This is a genomic window from Ralstonia mannitolilytica, from assembly GCF_905397375.1.
In the GTDB taxonomy this organism is placed as follows: domain Bacteria; phylum Pseudomonadota; class Gammaproteobacteria; order Burkholderiales; family Burkholderiaceae; genus Ralstonia; species Ralstonia mannitolilytica.
The window spans coordinates 94668-108801 of record NZ_CAJPVG010000008.1 but is presented as its reverse complement, the minus strand read 5'-3'; the positions used below and the strand labels follow the sequence as shown (position 1 = coordinate 108801).

General features: G+C 68.0%; 13 protein-coding genes. 8 read left to right on the top strand and 5 right to left on the bottom strand.

Annotated elements, in window-relative coordinates; genetic code table 11:
• Positions 1–296 precede the first annotated feature (296 nt).
• On the bottom strand, positions 297–1241 hold the full coding sequence (locus KHN96_RS15815; RefSeq protein ID WP_062737558.1) for a M48 family metallopeptidase: 945 nt from the start codon (positions 1239–1241) through the stop codon (positions 297–299).
• 111 nt (positions 1242–1352) lie between these two features.
• On the opposite strand from KHN96_RS15815, the gene KHN96_RS15810 reads away from it, so the two are divergent.
• Positions 1353–2651 carry a muropeptide transporter gene (locus KHN96_RS15810; RefSeq protein WP_045785523.1) on the top strand — a complete coding sequence of 433 codons (1299 nt, stop codon included), beginning with the start codon at positions 1353–1355 and terminating at the stop codon, positions 2649–2651.
• On the opposite strand, the gene KHN96_RS15805 is transcribed toward KHN96_RS15810, so the two are convergent.
• Entirely contained in the window at positions 2643–3836 is a 1194-nt protein-coding gene (locus tag KHN96_RS15805) for a class I SAM-dependent methyltransferase (RefSeq protein WP_062737557.1), read from the bottom strand. The genes KHN96_RS15810 and KHN96_RS15805 overlap by 9 nt on opposite strands.
• A gap of 16 nt (positions 3837–3852) precedes the next feature.
• Here KHN96_RS15805 and KHN96_RS15800 point away from each other — a divergent pair, with 16 nt between their 5' ends.
• Together KHN96_RS15800 and KHN96_RS15795 are read left to right on the top strand one after the other, a co-directional pair.
• Entirely contained in the window at positions 3853–4668 is an 816-nt protein-coding gene (locus tag KHN96_RS15800) for an SDR family oxidoreductase (RefSeq protein WP_045785525.1), read from the top strand.
• 20 nt (positions 4669–4688) lie between these two features.
• On the top strand, positions 4689–5087 hold the full coding sequence (locus KHN96_RS15795) for a dihydroneopterin aldolase (protein ID WP_045787734.1): 399 nt from the start codon (positions 4689–4691) through the stop codon (positions 5085–5087).
• A gap of 285 nt (positions 5088–5372) precedes the next feature.
• Here the strand turns inward: KHN96_RS15795 and KHN96_RS15790 are convergent, their stop codons facing one another.
• Positions 5373–6302, bottom strand: coding sequence for an arginase (locus KHN96_RS15790; RefSeq protein WP_045785526.1), 930 nt, complete (start codon positions 6300–6302; stop codon positions 5373–5375).
• A gap of 24 nt (positions 6303–6326) precedes the next feature.
• Positions 6327–7553 carry an ornithine--oxo-acid transaminase gene (rocD, locus tag KHN96_RS15785; RefSeq protein WP_045787735.1) on the bottom strand — a complete coding sequence of 409 codons (1227 nt, stop codon included), beginning with the start codon at positions 7551–7553 and terminating at the stop codon, positions 6327–6329.
• Between the two features lie 118 nt (positions 7554–7671).
• On the opposite strand from rocD, the gene KHN96_RS15780 reads away from it, so the two are divergent.
• Positions 7672–8598, top strand: a complete 927-nt coding sequence (locus KHN96_RS15780; protein ID WP_045785527.1) for a LysR family transcriptional regulator — start codon at positions 7672–7674, stop codon at positions 8596–8598.
• A gap of 23 nt (positions 8599–8621) precedes the next feature.
• On the opposite strand, the gene amaB is transcribed toward KHN96_RS15780, so the two are convergent.
• Entirely contained in the window at positions 8622–10163 is a 1542-nt protein-coding gene (gene amaB, locus KHN96_RS15775) for an L-piperidine-6-carboxylate dehydrogenase (RefSeq protein WP_373994660.1), read from the bottom strand.
• Between the two features lie 87 nt (positions 10164–10250).
• Here amaB and KHN96_RS15770 point away from each other — a divergent pair, with 87 nt between their 5' ends.
• The 4 genes from KHN96_RS15770 to KHN96_RS15755 are packed head-to-tail and all read left to right on the top strand — an operon-like array spanning position 10251 to position 14129.
• Positions 10251–10976, top strand: coding sequence for a TetR/AcrR family transcriptional regulator (locus tag KHN96_RS15770; protein WP_045785529.1), 726 nt, complete (start codon positions 10251–10253; stop codon positions 10974–10976).
• 56 nt (positions 10977–11032) lie between these two features.
• Positions 11033–11998 carry an HlyD family secretion protein gene (locus tag KHN96_RS15765; protein WP_062737556.1) on the top strand — a complete coding sequence of 322 codons (966 nt, stop codon included), beginning with the start codon at positions 11033–11035 and terminating at the stop codon, positions 11996–11998.
• On the top strand, positions 11995–12957 hold the full coding sequence (locus KHN96_RS15760; RefSeq protein WP_045785531.1) for an ABC transporter ATP-binding protein: 963 nt from the start codon (positions 11995–11997) through the stop codon (positions 12955–12957). The genes KHN96_RS15765 and KHN96_RS15760 overlap by 4 nt, the downstream gene beginning before the upstream one ends.
• Positions 12954–14129: an ABC transporter permease gene (locus KHN96_RS15755; protein ID WP_062737555.1), complete on the top strand. Its 1176-nt coding sequence runs from the start codon at positions 12954–12956 to the stop codon at positions 14127–14129. Before KHN96_RS15760 ends, KHN96_RS15755 begins: the two co-directional genes overlap by 4 nt.
• Positions 14130–14134: the final 5 nt, after the last annotated feature.

Below are 14134 nucleotides of genomic sequence, written 5' to 3'. Positions count from 1 at the left end.
CATTGCCACCGTCTCCGCCGCCGCAGGCGCTCAATACGCAAGCCAACGCGATACTCGTAAACCCCTTGCCCCATGCGTTCATTATTTCCGTATCCCTGATTTTGTGAGGATGTATTGGCAGCAGAAATGCTGCGCGCGCAGGGTACAAGCAGGGCCAAATTGTCTCCTTAGGATTTCCTTACGAAAACCGGTTTCCCCTCGAAAGGATGGGCGTTCGCGGGCCCCCGCTTTTGCAGCGGAATACGGAATGCGTAGGCATTCGTCTTTTCATCGGCTGATTATGATCATTTGGTCATCTATCGCCGCACCATTGGCCGCATCGGCGCCTCATCCCCATTATCAACAGGTGCCGCCCCCAGATACTGCATATTCGACCGATATTCCGGCAGCCTCCCCATCGGCATATGCAGGGCCTCGGCAAACAGCGGCAGCGTTTCGGGCAGATGACGCGACAGCACCGCCATGCGCGTGCGTCCGGACGGATGCGTCGACAGGAACTGCTTCTGCTCCGCCCCGCCGATGGAGCCCATCTTCTGCCACAGCGTGAGCGCCGCGCGCGGGTCGTAGCCGGCGCGCGAGGCGATGTCCATGCCGACGAGATCCGCCTCGGTTTCCTCCGCGCGCGAGAACGCCAGCAGGTGCATCTTGGCGCCTTCGCCCAGGTCCGTATCACCCCGGTTGCCGAAGCCGAAGAGCTGCGAGATGACGTTGGCGCCCAGGTTGGTGATCTCGCGCTGGCCGGCGCGCGCGCGGGCGTGCTCGCGCAGCGCATGGGCGATCTCGTGACCGAGCGCCATGGCGAGTTCGTCGTCCGTCAGCCTGAACTGCTCGACCAGCCCGGAGAACACGGCGATCTTGCCCCCGGGCATGCAGAACGCGTTGACCTGGTTGGCGCCGATCAGGTTGATCTGCCACTGCCAGTGCGCGGCGTCGGGGTTCCAGCGCGGCGCCTGCGGAATCAGCCGCTTGACGATGGCGCGGATGCGGATGAGGTCCGGCACGGTGTCTGGCGCGAGCGCGCCTTCCTTCGCGGCGTTCTCGACGATCTGCCTGTATTCGGCCTGGGCGCGCCGGTCGATTTCTTCGGCCGGGATGACGAGGCGGATGTTGGGCGAGGTGGTGGTCGGCGCTTCGAGCCTCACGCCGTCGGCCGGCACCGGCAGCGGGCCGTCCATGGCGGTGGCCCAGGTGGCAAGCACCAGGCCGGCCAGCAGCAACACGGAACGAGAGCAGCGCGACATAAAGGCAGGAGGCCGAATCGACTGCGACATAATATCGGCCAACGCGCCGCGCCACGCTACGTGGCAACCCGCACCCCGCCCGCCGACCGCCGACCGCATTCAGCCCGCCGCATGACCTATCACGACTACCTCGACGTTTTCCGCAACCGCCGCATCGGGGCGATGCTGCTGCTGGGCTTTGCCTCCGGGCTGCCGCTGGCGCTGACCTCCGGCACGTTGCAGGCCTGGATGACGGTGGAGGGGCTGGATATCCGCACGATCGGGCTGTTCTCGCTCGTGGGGCAGGCGTACATCTTCAAGTTTCTGTGGGCGCCGCTGATGGACCGCTTCACGCCGCCGCTCATGGGCCGGCGCCGCGGCTGGCTCGTGCTCACGCAGGCGGGGCTCGTGGCATCGATTGCCGCCATGGCGTTCACGCCGCCGCACGCCGCGCTGTGGGCGCTGGCGGGGCTGGCGGTGCTGGTGGCGTTTCTGTCGGCGTCGCAGGACATCGTCTTCGATGCGTACAGCACCGATGTGCTGCACACGAGCGAGCGCGGCGTCGGCGCGGCCGTGAAGGTGCTCGGCTACCGGCTGGCGATGCTCGTGTCGGGCGGCCTTGCGCTGTGGCTGGCCGATCGCGTGATGGGCTGGAGCAACATGTACCTGCTGATGGCCGGCCTGATGGCGCTGGGCATCGTCACGACGCTGTGGTCGCCCGAGCCCGACGTGTCGGCGCGGCCGCCGCGCAGCCTGCAGGAAGCGGTCGTCGGCCCGCTGAAGGATTTCTTCTCGCGCCGCGGGGCCTGGGCGCTGCTCGCGCTGATCGTGCTGTACAAGCTCGGCGATGCGTTTGCAGGCAGCCTGTCGACCACGTTCCTGATCCGCGGCGTCGGCTTTTCCGCCGGCGAGGTCGGCATCGTCAACAAGACGCTGGGGCTGGCGGCGACCATCGTCGGTGCGCTGTACGGCGGCACGCTGATGGTCCGGCTGGGGCTGGTGCGCGCGCTGCTGCTCTTCGGCGTGCTGCAGGCGGTGTCGAACCTCGGGTACTGGGTGCTGGCCGTCACGCCGCAGCACCTCTGGACGATGGCGGTGGCCATCGGCGTCGAGAACGTCTGCGGCGGCATGGGCACGGCGGCCTTCGTGGCGCTGCTGATGGCGCTATGCAACCGGTCGTTCTCGGCGACGCAGTACGCGCTGCTGTCGGCGCTGGCCTCGATCGGTCGCGTGTATGTGGGGCCGACCTCCGGCTACCTCGTGGAGGCCTACGGCTGGCCCGCGTTCTATCTGATGACGGTGGCGTTTGCCTTCCCGGGCCTGGCGCTGCTGTGGTGGATGCGCGGCACGATCGGCCGCTATGAAGCCGAGCAGACCGAGCGCGCCATGACCGCCCAGTCGTCGCAATCCAGCAAGGCGGCGTCAGCCTAGGCGGTCAGAGCGGTCGGCGTTGCCGAAGCCGACCAGGGGCAGCGCCGCATCGATGCCCTTGCCCAGGGCAATCGCCTTGAACAGCTCACCCATCTCGGCCTCTGAGAGCAGCTTCTGCACCGCGTTGGCCGCCGGCAGGAACTGCATCGGGTCGGACGGGTCGAGCGTCATCAGCAGCTCGCCGACGCCCGCGCTCAACAGGAAGCGCGCCTGGCTCGTGTAGCCGAGCAGCTCCAGCCCCGCCTCCTGCCCCGCCTGGGCAATCCCCGAAAAATCGACGTGCGCGGTGATGTCCTGCAGGCCGGGCAGCCAGAACGGATCATCGTGCGCGTGCTGGCGGTAGTGGCACATCAGCGTGCCGTCGGCGCGGTGCGCGTGGTAGTACTCGGCAGCGGGGAATCCGTAGTCGATCAGCAGCAGCAGGCCGCGAGCAAGCGCCGCGCCGGTGCTGCGGATGAAGCCCTCGGCGGCTTCGTGCGATTCGGTGACGATGTCGTGCGCGCCGGGCAGCGCAGCGAGTTTGGCCGGCACCTCGGACGGATCGGCGGGGCGGTCTTCCCACTGCAGGCCATGCTGCGCATCGAGGACCACGCCGCGCCGGTGCCATACGCCCCCGCGGCGTGCCCACAGCGACACGGGCATCGCGTCGAGCACTTCGTTGCCGACCATCACGCCGGTGAACGGCGCGGGCAGCGTGTCATGCCAGTGGGCGAGCGCGCTGAATTCCGCGCCCAGCGCGGCCAGGCGTTGCTGCTGGCGCTGTCGCAGTTCGCCGGACAATTCGACGATGCCGTAACTGTCGGGCCGCACGCCCAACGCATCGAGTTCGGTGAGGATGTCGGCGGCCAGCTTGCCGGTGCCGGCGCCAAATTCCAGCACGTGGCGCTGGCCCTCCGGCAGCACGCGCAGCACCTGCGCGACCTGGTGCGCCATGGTGCGGCCGAAGAATGGCGTCAGTTCCGGCGCGGTGATGAAGTCGCCGCCGTCTTCCACGCGCCGCCCGAACTTGGCGGCTCCGCCGCTGTAGTAGCCCAGGCCCGGCGCGTAGAGCGCCAGTTCCATGTAGCGGTCGAACGGAAGCCAGCCGCCGGCGGCCGCGATGGCATCGGCGATCCGGGCGAACAGGCGCGCGGACTGCGCCTGCGCCGCCTCGTTGGGAAGCGGTAAACTCACGGTTTTGCTCATCGCCGGATTGTAAACAATGGCGCAGACGCCGACTCAACCGAACGCCGAATCCACCACACAGCGTCGCATCGCCCTGGTCACGGGCGCTGCGCGCCGAGTGGGCCGCGTGATCGCCCTGGCCCTGGCCCGCAACGGCTGGGATGTGGCCGTGCACTGCCACCGCTCGCGCGCCGAGGCCGACGCCGTGGCCGCCGAGATCGTCGCCATGGGCCGGCGCGCCGCCGTGCTCCAGGCCGACCTGTCGGACGAAGCCGCCGCCGGCCGCCTCATCACCGACTGCATCGCTGCGCTCGGTACGCCCACGTGCCTGGTGAACAACGCCTCGCTGTTCCAGTACGACGTGGCGACGAGCTTCAGCTACGCGTCGCTCGACACCCACATGCGCACGAACGTGGCGGCGCCGCTGCTGCTCTCGCGCGAGCTGCATCGAGCGCTGGTGGCCGCGCAGCCGGACAGCCATGCCCTGCGCGGCGTGGTCATCAACCTGCTGGATCAGAAGCTCGACAACCTGAACCCCGATTTCCTCTCGTACACGCTGTCGAAGGCGGCGCTGTCCACGGCCACGATGCAGCTGGCGCAGGCACTCGCCCCGACGCTGCGCGTGGTGGGCGTGGCGCCGGGCATCACGATGGTGTCGGGCGATCAGTCGCAGGGCGGGTTTGCGCGCGCACACCAGATGACGCCGCTGGGGCAGTCGTCCACGCCGGAAGACATCGCCGAGGCGGTTTGCTACCTGGCCACCGCGCGCGCCGTCACCGGCACCACCCTGTTCGTCGACGGGGGCCAGCACCTGATGCCGCTCGCCCGCGACGTGATGTTCCTCACCGAATGATCTTTCCCCCGGACGCTTCCATGCTTTCCCTGCTATCCCACCCGCGCCTGTCGCATTGCCGTCGCATGTTTCTGCGCAACTACGAAGTGCAGATCAACATCGGCGTGCATGAATTCGAGAAGAAGGGCGAGCAGCGCGTCCTGATCAACATCGAGCTGTACGTGCCGCTGGAGTATTCGTCGCCCACGCAGGACAAGCTGCACGAGGTGGTGGATTACGACTTCATGCGCGAGACGGTGGCGCGGCGCATGGCGCAGGGGCATATCCACTTGCAGGAGACGCTGTGCGATGACGTGCTCGATGCGATGCTGAAGCATCCGCATGTGCTCGCGGCGCGGGTGTCGACGGAGAAGCCGGATGTGTATCCGGATTGTGAGTCGGTGGGGGTGGAGGTGTTCCGCATCAAGGACCAGGCCTGAGCGGCTGTTTTTGTTGTTGTTGGTGCGTTCTCTGTTTCATCCCCTGCCGGGGCTGAGTCACTTTCTTTGTCTTGCCACAGAAAGTAACCAAAGAAAGGCGCGCCCGATGCGGCGAAAGACTCCTTGAATTTATGTCGCAAGGAGGGGAAGGGAAAAACTCGCCGCGCTCAGACAGTTTCCCTTCCTTTTTCCTCCTTGCAACAGAAATTCAAGGCGCCGCATAGGGCAGGGTACGGCCACACCGTCTGTGTGCGCGCGTTGGCGGTGCGCTTTTTTGATAGCGGTTCAAGCCGCCGTCGCGTATTCGCGGCGCTGGGCGTGCAATGCGCCCGCTACGCTGCCTAGCAGGTCCAGCGCAAGCTGCGCGGTGATCCCGCCCTTGTCGTGGCGCGGGTTGTACTCCACGAGTTCGAATGCGGCAAAGCGGGGGTCGCGGGCGCAGGCGGCTAGCGCCTGGGTCATGCCGTGCGCGGTGAGGCCGTCCATTTCGGGGGTGCCGACGCCCGGTGCAACGGCAGGATCGAAGGCGTCCAGGTCCAGCGTGACGCCGAAGGCGACGGTGCCCGAGGTGACCACGCGGGTCGCTTCGGCCATGACAGCGCGCAGGCCGGTGCGCGCCACCTCTGCGGCGTCGATGACGCGTACGCCCAGCTGGCCCAGCAGCGCGCGCTCGGCCGGCTCGTAGCTGCGTGCGCCGACGACCACGACGTGCTGCGGCAGCAGCTTGGGCTCGGCGTCGCGGATCTGCGTGAGGGCCGGTGCGCCGTGGCCGAGCAGGGCGGCCAGCGGCATGCCGTGGATGGCGCCGGATTCGCTGGTCTGCGGCGTGTGGCTGTCGAGGTGCGCATCGATCCAGATGAGGCCGAGCGCGCCTTGCGGGCGCAGCGCGTTTGCCACGCCCGACCACGTGCCGATCGCGCACGAATGGTCTCCACCGACGACGACGGGCACATGGCCGGCGTGCACGCTGTGCGCGGTGGCATCGGCCAGCGCGCGCGAGAAGCCCGCCACGCCGGGCAGCGTCGCGAGCCGCGCTGCACGGTTGTGCCCTGCCGACGTGGCCAGCTCGATGTCGTGGGCCAGGTCGGCATGCGTGCCAGGCGCCTGCAGCCGCGCCAGGGCGCCCGCATGGATCAGCGCGCGCGGGCCGTGCTTGCAGCCGTCGTCTTGCGCGCCGCAGCCGATGGCCGCGCCGATCAGGTCGATGATGGTCATGTCACTCCCCTTGGTATTTCGTGGTCAAGCTGCCTTGCGTCGCGGCCAGCCGGCCAGCGTGGCGCGGATCGCCTCCAGCGCCAGCGCGAGTTCCGCCTCGCCGATCACCAGCGGCGGCGTCAGGCGCACCACGTTGCCGTAGGTGTCCTTGGTCAGCACGCCGCGTTCGGCCAGCGCAAACGCGAAGTCGTGCGCGTCGATGTCGGCGTCAAGCTGCAGGCCGATCATCAGGCCGCGTCCGCGCACCTGCCGCACGCCGTGGCCGATGAGCGCCTTCAATTCGCGGATGAACGCGTCGCCCACGCGCGCCGCACGCTGCGGCAGTTGCTCTTCCATCAGCAAAGCGAGTGCCGCACGGCCGATGTGCGCCGCCAGCGGGTTGCCGCCAAACGTGGAGCCATGGTCGCCTGGCTGGAACACGCCGATGACCGCCTCCCGGCCGGCAATGGCCGATACCGGCACCATGCCGCCGCCGAGTGCCTTGCCCAGCACCACCAGGTCCGCCTCGACGCCTTCGTGCCAGCTTGCGAGCACATCGCCGGTGCGGCCCAGGCCGGTTTGCACTTCATCGCAGACGAGCAGCACGTTGTGTTGCGTGGCGAGTTCGCGCGCAAGCTTCAGGTAGCCCGGCGGCGGTACGACGATGCCGCCTTCGCCCTGAACCGGTTCAATGAGGATGGCGCCCGTGTTCGGACCGACGGCGGCGCGCAGTGCATCGGCATCGCCGAACGGAATGCGCCGGAAGCCCGCGGCAAACGGCCCGAACCCATAGCGGTACTGGTCATGCGAGGAGAACCCGACGATCGTCGTGGTGCGGCCGTGGAAGTTGTTGTCGAAGACGATGATCTCGGCCGCATCGGGCGCGAGGCCCTTCACGTCGCGCGCCCATTTGCGGGCGGCCTTGATGGCGGTTTCGACGGCCTCGGCGCCCGTGTTCATCGGCAGCGCGCGGTCCATGCGCGTGACGCGGCAGACGTCAGCCAGGAAGGGGCCGAGCTCGGTGTTGTGGAACGCGCGCGAGGTCAGCGTCAGGCGGCCGGCCTGCTCCACCAGCGCGGCCACGAGCTTGGGGTGCGAATGCCCAAAGCTGACCGCCGAGTACGCCGACATCATGTCCAGGTACCGCCGGCCATCGGTGTCGAACAGCCACACGCCTTCCCCGCGCTCCAGCATGACGGGCAAGGGCGCGTAGTTGCGTGCGCCATAACGGTCTTCCAATGCGTAGCTCGGATGTTGCATTGCGGTCGTCATGATGGCCTCCATCGCGTTGTTGCGGCGGATTGTGCGATCTGACAGACTTGAAATCAAATCGAATGTTTTTCGTTTTTCGATCCAAAAATTTGATGGATCGACGAGGATTCCTCCGCTCATGTCGCATTCGCCCTTGCGCTATCTGCATAGCTTCCTGACGGTTGCCAACGAGGGCAGCTTCGTGCGCGCAGCCGATCGCCTGGCCGTGTCGCAGCCTGCGCTGTCGTACCAGATGCGGCAGTTGGAGCAGTGGCTGGGCGTGCCGCTGTTCGAGCGCTCGGGGCGCAAGCTGGTGCTCACGCGTGCGGGCACCTCGGTGCGCGCCTGGTGCCGCGATGCCTTTGCGGGCTTGGACGAGCTGCGCGCTGCGTTGCACAGCGGCGAGGTCGAGCGCGTTTCGCTCAAGCTGGCGAGCGGCTCCAGCTTCGGCCGCTACGTGCTGATGCCCGCACTGGTCACGCCGTCGCCCGAATCCGACGCGCCGTTGCTCGACGACGTGCGCCTCGAGCTCACCTTCGGCAGCGACGACGAGGTGTTCGCTCACGTGGAATCCGGCCGCGCCGATCTCGGCTTCGTCTACACGCCGCGCACCTCGCGGCTGTTCCAGCACCACGCCGTGTACACCGAGGAATTCGTGCTCGCGTGCAGCGCCCGCGCGTTACGCGAGCACGGCGCTCCGCGCACCCTGGCCGACTGCGCGGCGCTGCCGTTCGTGACGTACGACGAGTCCGATGCCGTGTACGGCCTGTGGTTCAAGGCGCTGTTCCGGCGCCTGCCCGAGACCACCGTCAGCGCGCATCACGTGTCGGACCTGGAAGAGGTGAGCACGCTGGTGGAGGCCGGCGTGGGGTGGTCGGTGCTGCCGCTGCACGGCATTCGCGATGCGGTCGAGCGCGGGCGCTTGCGTGTGGTGCGGCCCATCGTCGCGCGGCGCTGCCTCAACACTGTGTTCGCCGTGCGCCGGACGTCCAGCTTCCCGAGCGAGGCGCAGGATCGGCTGCTGGTGCGGCTGGCGCAGCTGGATGCGGGGGCCACCCCGGCGTAGGGCGTGCGGCGTGGGGCCTGTTCCTAATCGACGTCGAACCGGATGCCCTGCGCGAGCGGCAGCGCCGTGCCGTAGTTGACGGTGTTGGTGGCGCGGCGCATGTAGGCTTTCCACGCGTCGGATCCGGCTTCGCGGCCGCCGCCGGTGTCCTTCTCGCCGCCGAACGCGCCGCCGATTTCCGCGCCGCTCGGGCCGATGTTGACGTTGGCGATGCCGCAGTCGCTGCCGGTGGCCGAGATGAAACGCTCGGCCTCGCGCATGTCGAGCGTGAAGATGCTCGACGACAGGCCGTGCGGCACGGCGTTGTTCAGTGCGATGGCCTCGTCCAGCGTGTCGAACGGCATGGCGTAGAGGATGGGTGCGAAGGTCTCCTCGCACACCACGCCACGCTGCGCCGGCATTTCGACGAGGGCGGGGCGCACGTAGTACGCCTCGCTGCCGAACGCACAATCCACGCGGTCTCCGCCATGCACGGTGCCGCCTTCGGCGCGGGCGCGTGCCAAGGCGGCCTGCATGCGCGCATGCGCCTGCGCGTCGATGAGCGGGCCGACCAGCGTATCGGCGTCGCGCGGATCGCCCACGCGCACGCGTTCGTACAGCGTCACGAGCCGCGGCACGAGCGTGTCGTACACCGACCGATGCACGAACAGCCGCCGCAGCGACGTACAACGCTGCCCCGCCGTGCCCATCGCTGCGAAAGCGATGGCGCGTTCGGCCAGCGGCAGGTCGGCGCTGGCGCAGACGATGGCCGCGTTGTTGCCGCCGAGCTCGAGAATCGTGCGCGCAAAGCGCGGTGCCGCGGCTTGCGCCACCGCCCGCCCCATCCCCGTGCTGCCTGTGGCCGAGATGAGCGGAATGCCGGCGTGATGCGCGAGCGCTTCGCCCAGGCCGCGTTCACCGATCGCGACTTGCGCGAGGTGCGGCGGCGCTTCGCCAAAGCGCTGGCAGGCGCGCAGGAACAGGCGCTCAACGGCCAGCGCCGTCAGCGGCGTCTTCTCTGATGGTTTCCAGATGACCGGGTCGCCGCACACCAGGGCCAGCGCCGCATTCCATGACCACACCGCCACCGGGAAGTTGAATGCCGTGATGACGAGGCACGGGCCTAGCGGGTGCCACGTCTCCATCATGCGATGCGCGGGCCGCTCACTCGCGATGGTCAGCCCGTACAGCTGGCGCGACAGCCCCACGGCAAAATCGCAGATGTCGATCATCTCCTGCACCTCACCCAGGCCTTCCTGTGTGATCTTGCCGGCCTCCAGCGTGACGAGCGCGCCGAGGTCTTCCTTGTGCGTGCGCAGTTCCTCCCCCAGCAGGCGCACGAGTTCGCCGCGGCGCGGTGCGGGCACGGTGCGCCACGCCTGAAATGCGGAGTGCGCCTGCGCGACGATGCGATCGGCGTCGTCCGCCGTCATGGCCGGCACGCCCGCGAGCACCGCACCGTCGATGGGCGAACGCGCCTGCAGCGGCCCGGTGCTGTCGATGAGGCTATCGAGATGCAGGCGTTGCAACAAGGCGCGGGCGGAGGTCGGCATGGCAGGGGCAGGAGAGTCGAGCGAGCACGGCATCCCGTTCAGCATGCGCCGCGACCGGGCGATCCGCAAGCGACGCTGCCGCGCCTTGCATAAATTAATTGACAGATTAATATTCACGCCATGACGACGCGCACACCTTCTCCGCGCGGCCCAGGCCGGCCCAGGGGGCCGTCCCAGGATGACCTGCGTGACCGCTTGCTCGATATCGCCGTCGCGCTGTTTGCGCAGGATGGCGTGGGCCCCACCACGCTTGCCGCAATCGCGCGTGAAGCCGGGGTGACGGCGCCCATGGTGCATTACCACTTCAAGACGCGCGACCAGTTGCTCGACGCGGTGGTCGAGGCGCGCATCCGTCCGCTCATCGACGAGGTGACGGGCCCGGCCTTGGCGATCCTGGCCAGCGACACCGGCCAGGCGGATCTCGCGCAGACCGTGGCCGGCGTTGCGCGGCGCATGGTTGCGGTGGCGGCGGCCACGCCGTGGTTTCCGACGCTGTGGATCCGCGAGATCGCGAGCGAAGGCGGCCAGCTGCGCGAACGGGTGTTCGCACGCATCGCACTGGAGCGCGCGACCTTGCTGGTTGATCGCATTGCCCGCGCGCAGGCGGCCGGTGCGGTGAACCCGGCGCTGCAGCCGCCGCTGGTGATGGTGTCGCTCATTGGCCTGGCGATGCTGCCCTTCGCGACGCGCACGCTGTGGAGCCGCCTGCCGCTGGCCGATCGCGTGACCGACGAGGACATCGGCCAACACGTGGCAGCGCTGCTGCTGCACGGCATCGGGGCGGTCGGCGGCGCGCCGGACGACGTGGGCAAGAGGACCAAACGCAAGACAAGGCCGCGCAGCTAGGCGGTACGGCAGCTCAGGCAGTTCAAACGCATCGAACGAATCCGGCGGAGGGCGGCATGCGGCAGGGGTCGTACATCGGCAGGGCAGGGTGGTTGGCGGCGGCAGCGGTGGCATTGACCGGTTGCGCCAAGCAGGACGACCACACGTATCAGGGCTACGTGGAAGGCGAGTTCGTCTACGTCGCGTCGCCGGTGGGCGGCCGACTCGAGCATCTGGGCGTGCAGCGTGGGCAGACCGTCGACGCCGGTGCACCGCTGTTCGTGCTGGAATCCGTCGACGAAGCCGCGGCCCGCCAGCAAGCGCAGGCGCAGCTGCAGGCCGCGCAAGCGCAGCTCGCCGACCTGAATGTCGGCAAGCGCGTGCCGGAAGTGGACGCCGTGCGCGCGCAGCTGGCGCAGGCCGTGGCGGCAGACAAGCTCTCGTCCACGCAGCTCGCGCGCGATGAGGCGCAGTTTCGTGCGGGCGGCATCGCGCAGGCGCAGCTCGACAGCAGCCGATCCACCGCGCAGGCGAATGCGCAGCGTGTGCGCGAGTTGACCAACCACTTGCGCATTGCCCAGTTGCCGGCGCGCCAGGACCAGATCCGCGCGCAGTCGGCGCAGGTGGAAGCCGCGCGCGCGGCGGTGGCGCAAGCGCAATGGCGGCTCGATCAGAAGGCGCAGAAGGCCATGCAGGGCGGCCTGGTGTTCGACACGCTGTATCGCGAGGGCGAATGGGTCGGCGCGGGCAGCCCGGTCGTGCGCATGCTGCCGCCGGCCAACGTGAAGGTACGCTTCTTCGTGCCACAAGGCGTGATGGGCGCGCTCAAGCCGGGGCAGGCCGCACGCATCCACTGCGACGGCTGCGCGGCCGACATCAACGCCACCGTCACCTACGTCGCCAACGAGGCCGAGTACACACCGCCCGTCATCTACAGCAACACCACGCGCGACAAGCTCGTCTTCATGGTCGAAGCGCGCCCTGCCGCCGCCGACGGCCCGAGGCTGCGCCCGGGCCAGCCGGTGGAGGTGACGCTGCCATGAACGCCTCGCATCGGCACAACGGCGGCAATGGCGACTACGCCATCGACGTGCACGGCCTGAACAAGCACTTTGGCGACAAGCACGTCGTCAAGGACCTCTCCATGCGGGTCGCGCGCGGCGAGATCTTCGGCTTTCTCGGGCCCAACGGCAGCGGCAAGACCACGTCGATCCGGATGATGTGCGGGCTGCTCACGCCCGACAGCGGCAGCGGCACGTGCCTCGGTTACGACATCCTCAAGGAGTCGCCCCAGATCAAGCGCCGCGTGGGCTACATGACGCAGCGGTTCTCGTATTGGGATGATCTTTCCATCCGCGAGAACCTGGATTTCGTGGCGCGCCTGTACGAGATGCCCAATCGGCGCGAGGTGGTGGACCACGCCCTGGAGCATCTTGGGCTGGCTTCGCGTGCCAGGCAACTGGCGGGCTCGCTGTCGGGCGGCTGGAAGCAACGCCTGGCGCTGGCCGCGTGCATGCTCCACAAGCCTGAGTTGCTGCTGCTCGATGAACCGACCGCCGGCGTCGACCCGAAAGCACGGCGCGACTTCTGGGAAGAGCTGCACCGGCTCGCAGCGGAAGGCATCTCGGTGCTCGTCAGCACGCACTACATGGACGAAGCCGAACGCTGCCACAAGCTCGCCTACATCGCGTACGGCGAACTGCTAGCGCAAGGCACGGCGGACGAGGTGATCGCCAGCCAGCGCCTGTCGACGTGGTCTGTTTCGGGCGGCAATCTGGTGGAGCTCGGCCGCAAGCTCGAAGGGCAGCCGGGCGTGGACCAGACCGTCGCGTTCGGTTCCGTGCTGCACGTGACTGGCGCGGATGCGCAGGCGCTGGAAGCCACGCTGCGCCGTCTCGCCGAGACATCGGGCGTGCGCGCCGAGCCCATCGGCACGGGGCTCGAAGACGTGTTCATCCACATGATGAAGCGCTCGTCCGACAACTACGGAGCGCAGCCATGAGCTTCGGCACAGACCGGTTCTCGTTCCAGCGCTGGTGGAGCGTGGTGCTCAAGGAATTTCTGCAGCTGCGGCGTGACCGCGTGACGTTCGCCATGATGATCGGCATCCCGATCATGCAGCTGTTCCTGTTCGGCTTTGCCATCAACACCGACCCGAAGCACCTGCTGACCGGCGTGATCGCGGCAGACCAGAGCGAGTTCACGCGCAGCTTTCTGGCCAGCATGCGGCACTCCGATTACTTCGAGCTGCGGCAGAACCTTCCCGACGAGACTGCCGGGCGCGAGGCCCTGGCAAAGGGGCAACTGCAGTTTGTGGTGTCGATCCCGCCCGACTTCACGCGCAAGCTGGTGCGCGGCGAACGGCCGTCGCTGCTGGTCGAGGCCGATGCGACCGACCCGGCCGCCACGGGGCTCGCGCTGGCCTCGCTGCCGCAGCTCGTGCAAGGCGTGGTCAGCAAGGACATGAAGGGCGCGCTGTCGCCGCTGGCAGGCGGTGCAGGCGGGGGCGAGGGTGCCCGTGCCGGCGCGCCGCCGTTCGACGTGCGCCTGCACAGGCTCTACAACCCCGAGGGCATCACGCAGTACAACATCATCCCCGGCCTGATGGGCACCATCCTCACGATGACGATGGTGATGATGACGGGCCTGGCCATGACGCGCGAACGCGAGCGCGGCACGATGGAAAACCTGCTGGCCACGCCAGTGCGCCCGCTCGAGGTGATGACCGGCAAGATCGTGCCGTACATCTTCATCGGGCTCGTGCAGGTGACGATCATCCTGCTGGCCGCGTACTACATCTTCCACGTGCCGTTCGTGGGCAGCGTTTGGATGGTCTATGTGGCGGCGCTGCTGTTCATCGTGGCGAGCCTCACGGTGGGGATCACACTGTCGTCGCTCGCGCAGAACCAGTTGCAGGCGACGCAGCTCACGTTCTTCTACTTCCTGCCGAGCATCCTGCTGTCGGGGTTCATGTTTCCGTTCGTGGGGATGCCGAAATGGGCGCAGGTGATCGGGAACGTGCTGCCGATGACGTATTTTCATCGGTTGACGCGCGGCATCCTGCTCAAGGGGAATGGGTGGGTGGAGTTGTGGCCGAGCATCTGGCCGCTGATGCTCTTCACCGTGGTGGTGTTGGGGGTGGCGGTGCGGTTTTATCGGAAGACGTTGGATTGAGGTGG